The 9,640-nt window shown below is 71.2% G+C and carries 8 protein-coding genes and 1 pseudogene; 7 read left to right on the top strand and 2 right to left on the bottom strand.

The window, feature by feature from the left end; all coding sequences use genetic code 11:
* From VFF46_RS13340 to VFF46_RS13320, 5 genes and pseudogenes are all read left to right on the top strand, one after another.
* A pseudogene (locus VFF46_RS13340) lies at positions 1–699 on the top strand (hypothetical protein); the annotation flags it as partial.
* Entirely contained in the window at positions 696–3,047 is a 2,352-nt protein-coding gene (locus VFF46_RS13335; protein ID WP_325037415.1) for a serine/threonine-protein kinase, read from the top strand. The pseudogene VFF46_RS13340 and the gene VFF46_RS13335, both read left to right, overlap by 4 nt.
* Complete coding sequence (locus VFF46_RS13330) at positions 3,032–4,108, top strand: PP2C family serine/threonine-protein phosphatase (protein ID WP_325037414.1); 1,077 nt, start codon at positions 3,032–3,034, stop codon at positions 4,106–4,108. Before VFF46_RS13335 ends, VFF46_RS13330 begins: the two co-directional genes overlap by 16 nt.
* Positions 4,109–4,121: 13 nt before the next feature.
* Positions 4,122–5,399: a vWA domain-containing protein gene (locus tag VFF46_RS13325; protein WP_325037413.1), complete on the top strand. Its 1,278-nt coding sequence runs from the start codon at positions 4,122–4,124 to the stop codon at positions 5,397–5,399.
* A 680-nt stretch (positions 5,400–6,079) separates the two neighbouring features.
* Complete coding sequence (locus tag VFF46_RS13320; RefSeq protein WP_325037412.1) at positions 6,080–6,481, top strand: FHA domain-containing protein; 402 nt, start codon at positions 6,080–6,082, stop codon at positions 6,479–6,481.
* A gap of 131 nt (positions 6,482–6,612) precedes the next feature.
* On the opposite strand, the gene VFF46_RS13315 is transcribed toward VFF46_RS13320, so the two are convergent.
* Both VFF46_RS13315 and VFF46_RS13310 read right to left on the bottom strand, forming a co-directional pair.
* On the bottom strand, positions 6,613–7,068 hold the full coding sequence (locus tag VFF46_RS13315; RefSeq protein WP_325037411.1) for a hypothetical protein: 456 nt from the start codon (positions 7,066–7,068) through the stop codon (positions 6,613–6,615).
* A 75-nt stretch (positions 7,069–7,143) separates the two neighbouring features.
* Entirely contained in the window at positions 7,144–8,073 is a 930-nt protein-coding gene (locus VFF46_RS13310) for a GNAT family N-acetyltransferase (protein ID WP_325037410.1), read from the bottom strand.
* 211 nt (positions 8,074–8,284) lie between these two features.
* On the opposite strand from VFF46_RS13310, the gene VFF46_RS13305 reads away from it, so the two are divergent.
* Together VFF46_RS13305 and VFF46_RS13300 are read left to right on the top strand one after the other, a co-directional pair.
* On the top strand, positions 8,285–8,692 hold the full coding sequence (locus VFF46_RS13305; RefSeq protein WP_325037409.1) for a ribonuclease domain-containing protein: 408 nt from the start codon (positions 8,285–8,287) through the stop codon (positions 8,690–8,692).
* A gap of 147 nt (positions 8,693–8,839) precedes the next feature.
* A partial coding sequence (locus VFF46_RS13300) for a glycoside hydrolase family 6 protein (RefSeq protein ID WP_325037408.1) occupies positions 8,840–9,640 on the top strand: 801 nt, incomplete at its 3' end.

Genomic DNA, 9,640 nt, shown 5'->3' with positions numbered 1-9,640 from the left:
GACCCGGCCGACGCCGACCTGGCCGCACGCCTGCGAGAGCTGCGCGCCCAGGTGGAACGCATCAGCGACCTGGTCAAGCTGGAGCCGGCGAACGTACGCAACGACGCCCTCGCCAAGCACCACGACCTGGACCGCCGGCTGCTGGACCTTGCCGACCGCAACAAACGGGGCGCGGACATCGGCGGCATGATCGGCCCGCTGGAACTCGACACCGCGAAGGCCGAGCGCGACCTGATCGTCGGCGCCGCCACCCGCAAGGAGCGGGCCGCTGACGTGGCCCGTGCCCGCACGTTGCGCGGTGAGCTCGAGGCCCGGGGTACGGCGGTCCGCGCGCTCGCGGACAAGGCCGTCAGTACGGTCGCCCCGGCCCCGCGGCTCGCCGTACCGGATGTGACCGCGCTCGGGCCGGTGCCGAACACGCCGGCCGAGCTCGCGCAGTACCTGACCCGGCTGGACGCGGTACGGCGGGCCCTCGCGCAGGCGCAGGCGGCGTACGGCGCCGCGCTCGGGCGCCGGGACGAGCTCAGCCAACTGCTCGACGCCTATCAGGTGAAGGCGGCAAGTGTTGCCGCAGGCAACGAAGATCTCGCCGAGCTGTACCGGCGCGGCCGCGCCGTGATCGACGCCGAGCCGGTGGACCTGGCGCGGCTCGGTGCGCTGGTAGCGGCCTACCAGGCCTACCTGGAAGGAACGAAATGACGACCTGCACCCAGCCGGGCTGTACCGGCACGATCGTGGACGGGTACTGCGACGTCTGCGGCTCCCCCGCCGCCGCGAGCACCCCGGCAGCCGCGAGCACCGCGGCGGCCGGCGCTTGCATCCAGCCGGGCTGCACCGGTACCTACTCCGACGGGTACTGCGACGTCTGCGGATCGCCCGCGCCCGGCGGCGGTACCGTCGTACCCCCGCCCGCGGACCCGGACCCGATCAGCTCGGTGTCGACCGTCTCGCGGGCGTCCAACCGGCTGGCGTCCACGCCGCTCGGGTCGGCCCGAGCCGCGCAGGCCGGTTCGAAGCTGACCCGCAAACTCGGTACGTCGTCCACCCGGTTGCGCGGCGCCCGCCTCGGCGCCGGGCTGACGAACGTCCCGTCGATCCCGGCGATCGACGCGAGCAAGGCGATCCTGGCGAACCCGATGGTCCCCGAGGACCGGCGGAACTGTCCGAGCTGCGGCAACCCGGTCGGCCGGTCCCGCAACGGTCAGCCGGGCCGCACCGAGGGTTTCTGCCCGAAGTGCCGCAGCCGGTTCTCGTTCGCGCCGAAGCTGCAGGACGGTGACCTGGTCGGCGGCCAGTACCTGGTCCGCGGCTGCCTGGCGCACGGTGGTTTCGGCTGGATCTACCTGGCCCAGGACCAGAACGTCTCGAACCGCTGGGTGGTGCTGAAGGGCCTGCTGAACTCCGAGGACCCGGACGCAGTCGCCGCGGCGATCGCCGAGCAGCAGTTCCTGGCCCGGGTCGAGCACCCGCTGATCGTCGAGATCTACAACTTCGTCACGCACGACGGCGCCGGCTACATCGTGATGGAGTACGTCGGCGGTACGTCGCTGAAGTCCCTGCTCAAGCAGCGGATGGAAGACAACCACGGGCAGTACAACGCGCTGCCGATCGACCAGGCGATCGCGTACATGCTGGAGATCCTGCCGGCCTTCTCGTACCTGCACGACCTCGGCCTGGTGTACTGCGACTTCAAGCCGGACAACATCATCCAGGTCGGCGACGCGGTCAAGCTGATCGACCTCGGCGGGGTCCGGCGGATCGACGACCTGGACTCGGCGATCTACGGAACGGTCGGTTTCCAGGCTCCGGAAGTGGCCGAGGTCGGGCCGTCGATCGCGTCCGACATCTACACCCTCGGCCGGACGCTGTGCGTGCTCGCGATGGAGTTCCGCGGGTACCAGAGCCGGTACGTCGCGTCGCTGCCGCCGGTCGACGAGGTACCGCTGTTCCAGGAGTACGACTCGGTGTACCGCCTGCTGGCCAAGGCGTGCGCACCGTCCCCGGCGGACCGTTTCCAGTCCGCGGACGAGTTCCGCGTGCAGCTGCTCGGCGTACTGCGTGAGGTCGTTGCGGAGAAGCAGGGTGTCAAGGCGGCGCAGCACTCGGCGTCGTCGCTGCTTTTCGGGTCACCGGGCGACAAGGCCGCCGGTCTGGGCGAAGCAGCCGCGCCTTGGCAGCAGCTGCCGTCGCTGGCGCCGGACGAGGGCGACAAGATGGCCGGGTGGCTCAAGACCGTCAGTGTGCCGGACCCTGCCAAGCGGCTGGAGCTGCTGGTCGATGCGCCCGAGCAGTCGGCCCAGACGCTCCTGGAGGTCGCACAGGCCGCACTGGAGGTCGGGCCGGAGCGGTACGACATGGTCGACACCGCAGTGAACGACCTGCTCACCGAGGACCCGTGGGAGTGGCGTGCCGTCTGGATGTCCGGACTGGTCGCACTAGCCCGTGGTGACTTCAAGAGCGCGCAGTCCGCGTTCAACGCCGTCTACGGCCAGGTGCCGGGAGAGCTGGCGCCAAAACTCGCGCTGGCGATCGCCTGTGAGCACAGTGGCGAGTTCAACGTTGCCGAGGGCCTCTACCTGTCCTGTGCACGCACTGACGCCAACTACATCGCACCGTCCGCGTTCGGCCTGGCCAACATCCGGACCCAGCGCAACGACCTCGACGGAGCGCTCAACGCCCTCGACCTGGTACCGCGAACCAGCGGCGAGTACGTCCGTGCACGTCGCCAGCGAGCCGGACTCCTGGCAGGATCGGGGCGTGGCCTTCCCGCGCTCGCCGAGGCGATGAACAGCATCGCGACGCTGACCATCGACCCGGCGGACCGGGCCAACCTGGCCGCGAACGTGTTCCGGACCGCACTGACCGAGGTCCAGCAGACCGGTCCGCAGGAAGCTCTGCGGATCGACGGGCGGGCAGCCACCGAGGCGTCCCTACGGGACGGGCTCGAGGCCACCTACCGGCTGCTGGCGGGTCAGGCACAGTCCCGGACGGAACGGATCGCCCTGGTGGACCAGGCCAACGAGGTTCGAGGATGGACGCTGCGATGACGAGTACGACCGACACGGCCTGCCCCAGCTGCGGCGGACCGGTGGCCGAGACCGACCTGTTCTGCGAGGCCTGCGGCGCCGAGCTCAAGCCGGCCGCCGCCACACCGGCCACACCTGCGCTGGACACCGACACAGAGCCCACGCAGGAGATCAAGGCCGTAGGCAGCCTGGAGGGCGGACCGGTCGGGCCGTGCGCGTCCTGCGGCGGCACGGTCGGCGCCGACGGGTACTGCGAGACCTGCGGTACGAAGGCCGCCAAGCCGCGCGACCACTTCGTGGAGCAGCCCGCTCCGTGGGTGGCCGGCGTCTGCGACCGCGGCATCCGGCACAGCCGCAACGAGGACGCGATGGCGCTCGGCGCGGACGCCGACCCGGGCAGCCGCGCGCTGCTGGTGGTCTGTGACGGCGTCAGCTCCTCGCTCGACTCCGACGTCGCCTCGCTGGCCGCGGCCCGGGCGGCGCTCGAGGTACTCGTCGCCGACCACGCGCACGGGATCGGCACCGAGACGTCGCGGGCCGCGGCGATCGGGGCCCGGCTCAAGGCGGCCGCCGACGCGGCGAGTGACGCCGTACTCGACAGCACCAGTCCGGACAGCCCGAACCCTGCCTCCTGCACGTTCGTGGCCGCGGTCGTCGAGGACGGGCTGGTGGTCGCGGGCAACGTCGGCGACAGCCGGGCGTACTGGTTCCCGGACGACGCCGAGCCGGTCGCGCTGACCACCGACGACTCGTGGGCGGCCGAGCTGATCGCCAGCGGCGTACCGCGTGAGGAAGCCGAGTCCGGGCCGCACGCGCACGCGATCACCCGCTGGCTCGGCAAGGACGCACCGGACCACACGCCGCGCACCACGACCCTGGAGGTCCACGGCGCCGGCTGGCTGCTGGTCTGCTCGGACGGCCTGTGGAACTACTGCTCCGAGGCGGCACCGCTGGCCGACCTCGTACGTCAGACAGCTGCGGTATCCGGCGGCGAGCCGAAGGCCACCGCGTCCGCACTGGTCGACTGGGCCAACGCCCAGGGCGGCCAGGACAACATCACCGTCGCGCTCGCGCGAGTCTGAGGAGGAACCCGAGATGGCCGACTTCACCGCCACCGTCTACCAGAACGAGTTCCTGCCGGACGGCGGGACCGACGTACACGCCATCGTCACCGTGACCTGCGCCGGAGCCGGCGCCGCCGGGCAGACCGGCAGCGGCGACGCGGGCGAGATCATCATCGTCGACACCTCCGGCTCGATGGGCCGCGACGGGGTCCAGGCCGCCGCGTACGCCGCGCAGACCGCGCTCGACCAGATCCTCGACGGGGTCTGGTTCGCGGTGATCTCCGGCAACGACCGCGCCCAGCTGGCGTTCCCGCCGTCCGCGGAGCCGGTGATGGTCAGGATGGACCCGTACACCCGGCAGGCCGCCAAGGACGCGGTGTCCCGGTTCTACGCCGACGGTGGTACCGCGATGGGCACCTGGCTGCGGCTGGCGTCGCGGGTGTTCGCGACCGTACCGTCGCTGTCGCAGAAGCACGCGATCCTGCTCACCGACGGCGAGAACCAGCACGAGACGCCGGAGGCCCTCACCCAGGCGATCGAGTCCGTGACCGGCCAGTTCCAGTGCGACACCCGCGGCGTCGGCGTGGCGTGGCAGGTGGACGAGGTACGGCGGATCGCGCAGGCGCTGCTCGGTACCGTCGACATCATCCCGGCGCCGGACCAGCTGGCCGCCGAGTTCGCGAAGATCATCCAGAACGCGATGGGCCGCGGCGTCGCGCAGGCCGACCTGCGGGTGTGGGCCCCGCAGGGTGCGGAGGTGCTGTTCGTCCGGCAGGTCGCGCCGACGGTCGAGGACCTGACGTCACGGCGTACGGTGGTGAACCCGTTGACCGGGTCGTACCCCACCGGGTCGTGGGGTGACGAGTCGCGCGACTACCACGTGGCGATCCGGCTGGCCGCGAAGGCGGTGGGACAGGAGCAGCTCGCGGCGCGGGTCCAGCTCGTACTCGGTGACCAGACGGTCGCGCAGGGGCTGGTGAAGGCGCTCTGGTCCGCCGACGACGCGCTCACCACGCGGATCAGTCCGGAGGTCGCGCACTACACCGGCCAGACCGAACTGGCGCAGGCGATCCAGGACGGCCTGTCCGCGAAGGCGGCCGGGGACACGGCGACCGCGACCACGAAGCTGGGGCGTGCGGTGCAGCTCGCGGCGCAGACAGGTAACGAGGAGGCGACCACCCGGTTGCGGAAGGTTGTCGACATCGACGACCAGGAAACGGGTACGGTGCGGCTCAAGCGCACCATCGAGAAAGCCGACGAGATGGCCCTCGACACGGCCTCCACCAAGACGACCCGGGTACGCAAATGACCGTGACCTGTCCCTCCGGACACCCCACCACCTCCACCGACTACTGCGACGTCTGCGGCCTCCCCCTCCCCACCCCAGCCAGCGCCGGCCAGACCGGCAGCCCGACCAACAGCCCAGCCGGCGGTCCGGGGAGCAGCCCGGCCGGCGGCAGCTCCGGCGGCCCCGCGGGCACAAGCGGCCCCGGGACACCCGCCGGCCCAGGCGGACCCGCGGGACCAGGCGGCCCGACCGGCCCCGGCCCCACCACCCCGGGCGGATACAACACACCAGCCCAACCCGACCCAACTGCCCCCGCCAGCCCCGGCCCAGCCAACTCCAGCGGGTACGGCGCCCCAGGCGCCCCCGCCCAACCCGGGCCGGCCAGCTCCAGCCCCGGCACCTCCAGCCCAGGTACCTCCGGTGCACCCGGCGGCTCCGGGTACGGCACAGGGGGTGCTGCCAACTCCGCCGCACCCGGCGGACCGTCCGGCGCCTACGGTGCTCCAGCCGGCTCTGCCGGGCCGGGTGGGCAGTTGTGTCCTAACTGTTCTGAGCCGGCTTCCGCGGATGCCTTGTTCTGTGAGAGTTGTGGCTACGACTTCACCACCGGCACGATGCCCCGCCCAGCCACGGCCCTCGACCTCCCCCCGGCGCCAGGCCCGGTAACCACCCCGGCGCCGGCCGCAACAGCCGAGTGGGTAGTGGAGCGCTGGGTAGACCCGGACTGGTACGCCGTACAGCAAAGCGACGACCCCTGCCCGTCCCCCGGCCTCCCGGCGATCATCCCGCTGGTGGAGAAGAGCCTGCTGATCGGCCGCCCGTCCCGCAGCCGCGGGATCTCTCCAGAGGTCGACTGCGGCGACGACACCGGCGTCAGCCGCCGCCAGGCCCAACTGACCACCGACGGCCAGCGTTGGTGGGTGGAGGACCTCCAGTCCTCCAACGGCACGTACGTCGCCTCCGCCGCCGGCCCCCTCCCCGAAACCCCGATCGTCCCCGGCCAACGCCACGAGCTGAACCCGGACGACCGCATCTACGTAGGCGCCTGGACCCGCCTGGTAGTCCGCAAAGCCACCCCCGAAGAACTCGCAGGCCAAGCCTGACCCTCGTCCACCTACTGGTGAGGGGATCAACCATCCCTCCGCGCCCGCCGGGTGAGCGGTTCAACCGCCGGTCCGAGCCAGTCGCGTGCCGGCAGGCCTGAACCCCTCACCCCAACTACCCGGTGAGGGGTTCAGCCGTCCGTGCGAGGCCGGCGGGTCCAGCTCGGGGATGGGTGTACGCAGATCCATTCGATCAGCGCGAGGCCGGCGACGACCGGGATGACCCACGCCCACGGGGACTCGGGGAGGCCGACGATGGCGATCGCGGTCCACAGTGCGACCCACCCGCCGCCGTACCCACGCAACACCCCGCGGTACCACAGCCCGCCCGGCGCCTCGGCCGCGCGTTGCCCGAAGTACACGAACAGGTACGACGCCACCGTGATCGGCCAGAAGTACCAGAGCCGTCCCCAGTCGTACGGCACCATCACCAGCGCGGTCAGGCAGACCAGCGCGATCGCCCAGTGGTAGATCTCGCTCGCCCAGTTCAGCCCGCGGCGGCGCAACGTCAGCGCGATCGCCACCGGACCGAACGGCACGGCGACAGCACCGGCGAGAACATGCAGGATCAGCGCGATGTCACGCATCGCACCCTCCCTAAGCTCCCTGACATGTCAGGGAGCTTAGGGATTCACCCGCGCCGCGTCTCTACCTCACGCGCGCTAGTTCTCCAGGCAGGACAGCACCCGCCGTACGGCGAACTTCCGGTACCCGAGCCGCTCGAAACTCCGCGCCATCGGCACGTTCCCGAAATCGGTGTCGGCCCGGATCTGCTCCGCGCCCGTCTCCGCGAGCAGGTGCGTGATCTCGGCCAGCAGGTCGTCGCTCAGCCCGCGCCCGCGGTGTTCCGGTACGACGCCGAGGTACCCGACGACCGGCCCCGCCGCGTTCGCCGACGGCATCGCGAACCCGACCAGCTGATCGCCGTCGTACGCGATCCGCCACTGTCCCCGGTCGCCCGGCATCGACGTGTAGATCGCGAGCTCTGCCCGCGCCGCACCCTCGACCCCGAGCCGCGCGATCTCCCGCGCCGTCGCGGCGTCCAGGCTGGCCTCGCTGACCCGCATGAACACGTCGACGAACGCCTCGTCGTCGGCCGGCTCGAACCGCAGCCGGGTGGAGCGCGGCGGCAGACCGTACTCCGGCTTCCACTCGTACCGCAGCCGGTCGGTGACGCCGGTCATCCCGACCGCCGCCGCGGCCCGCATCCGCGGCTCGAGCGCCGCGACGACGTCCGGCTGGTTCTCCCAGTCGCTGTCCAGGAAGAAGTGGTACTCCGGTGGCTCCTGGCCGTCCGGGCGGGACGCGATGGCGTGCTTCAGCAACTCGGTCCACACCGGGACCGGGTCGTCGTCGCCGACGGCGTACAGGCCGTCGATGCTGAACGGGTACGGCTCGCCCGGGGCGCCCCACCAGATCGCCATCGCCCGGATCACGCCGTTCTCCTCGGCGACCCAGGTCCAGTCGTGCTGGTAGTAGCCGGCGGCAACGTATTCGCTGTACCGCTCGACGGTGACGGTATTGACGGACTTCTGCTCGATCAGAGCGAGGATGGTGCCGAGGTCGGCCTCGACGGTGGTGCGGATGTTCACGAATCCTCCAGCAGGAGGCGCGGTCCGCTCAGTGCGAGCTGTGCGAGCGGTCAGGACGCGCCGGGAAACAAGTCAGTGTGTTCATCGGTCGCTCCTTCCGCTACGGGTCGTTCTCGCCGCGCCAGACTTTAGGGTCTCGCCGGGGTCATAGTCCAGCTGTTATTCACAGCTGGGATGTCGCGGCGTAGTTCGGGCGGGGAATGAACCGAGCATGAGAACCCTCATCGCTGCCGTGACCCTGGCGACCACCGCCGCCCTCGGGTCCACGGCGTACGCCGCCCCAACCGCCCCCATCTCGTACGTCGCGCCGCATCGCGCGGCGGCGATCGACACCTGCGCGCTCAGCTCGCTCCCGTCGCAGGCCGCCGACACCCTCGGCCTGATCCACTCCGGCGGGCCGTTCCCGTACAAGCAGGACGGCACCGTCTTCTCGAACCGGGAGGGCATCCTCCCGTCCGAGTCGTCCGGCTACTACCACGAGTACACCGTGATCACGCCCGGCTCCCCCGACCGCGGCGCCCGCCGGCTGATCGGCGGCGGCGCGAAGACCACGCCCGCCCACGTCTACTACACGAGCGACCACTACGCCTCGTTCTGCGAGGTCGACGAGAACAGCTGATAGTAGTGTGGTCGGCACGTTGAGTGATCTGGAGGATTGTTCACGATGCCCACTCTCAGAGGATGTCTTGGAGCTCTGCGCCGTCGCGAGCAGGTGCTCGACGGACTGCCTCGGCGTGCTGGAGCTCCAAGACACCGTCTCCGTCCCGTGGCCGCCGGCCTGGTGCTGACCGCCGCGCTGCTCGTCTTCGGCCGGCCCGAATCCGGGCTGGCCGAGGCGACCGGCGACCCGCTGAAGCTGACCAACGGGTTGTACGTCGATCCGTCGTCCGACGCGGCTGCCTACGTACGACGGCATCCCGAGGACACCGCCCTGGCATCGCAGATCGCCGATCGCGCGTCGGCGCGCTGGATCGGCACCTGGAGCGGGGACGTGAACGCGGGCGTCACGGCGTACACCACTGCTGCCGCGAAGGCGGACAAGCTGCCGGTGCTCGTGACGGACAACCTCCCGGGACTGCAGTGCGGGATCGGCGGCGGGGCCGCGTCGAACGCGGCGTACCGGACCTGGATCTCGGCGGTGTCGGACGGGATCGGGGCGCGGCCGGCGGTGGTGGTGCTGGAGCCGGACGCGCTCGCGCGGCTCGACTGCTACCCGACCTCGGAGTGGAACGCGCGGATCGCACTGCTGAAGTACGCCGTAGGCGTGCTCTCGGCGAAGAACCCGAACACCTGGACGTACCTGGACGCCGGGAACGTGGCGTCGGGCGACGCGAAGGAGATCGCCCGGCGGCTGCGACTCGCGGACGTCGGGAAGATCCGCGGGTTCGCGCTGAACACCGCCAACTACTTCACCACCGACCAGTCGGTCACCCGCGGCACCGAAATCCTGGCGGCCCTCGGCGGCGGCTCGCACTACGTCATCGACACCAGCCGCAACGGCAACGGCTCCGACGGCAGCTCCTGCAACCCACCCGCCCGCAAACTAGGCACCCCACCGGCCCCCGCC

The sequence above is a fragment of the Kribbella sp. genome (genome assembly GCF_035655035.1).
Lineage (GTDB): Bacteria > Actinomycetota > Actinomycetes > Propionibacteriales > Kribbellaceae > Kribbella.
Note: the sequence above shows the minus strand (reverse complement) of the source record. Positions and strands in the feature narration are given on the sequence as shown.

What these genes read in the sequence shown, in the direction of transcription:
- VFF46_RS13335 (WP_325037415.1), top strand. Translation starts at nt 696, where the DNA reads ATGACGACCTGCACCCAGCCGGGCTGTACCGGCACGATCGTGGACGGG.
- VFF46_RS13330 (WP_325037414.1), top strand. Translation starts at nt 3,032, where the DNA reads ATGGACGCTGCGATGACGAGTACGACCGACACGGCCTGCCCCAGCTGC.
- VFF46_RS13325 (WP_325037413.1), top strand. Translation starts at nt 4,122, where the DNA reads ATGGCCGACTTCACCGCCACCGTCTACCAGAACGAGTTCCTGCCGGAC.
- VFF46_RS13315 (WP_325037411.1), bottom strand. Translation starts at nt 7,068, where the DNA reads ATGCGTGACATCGCGCTGATCCTGCATGTTCTCGCCGGTGCTGTCGCC.
- VFF46_RS13305 (WP_325037409.1), top strand. Translation starts at nt 8,285, where the DNA reads ATGAGAACCCTCATCGCTGCCGTGACCCTGGCGACCACCGCCGCCCTC.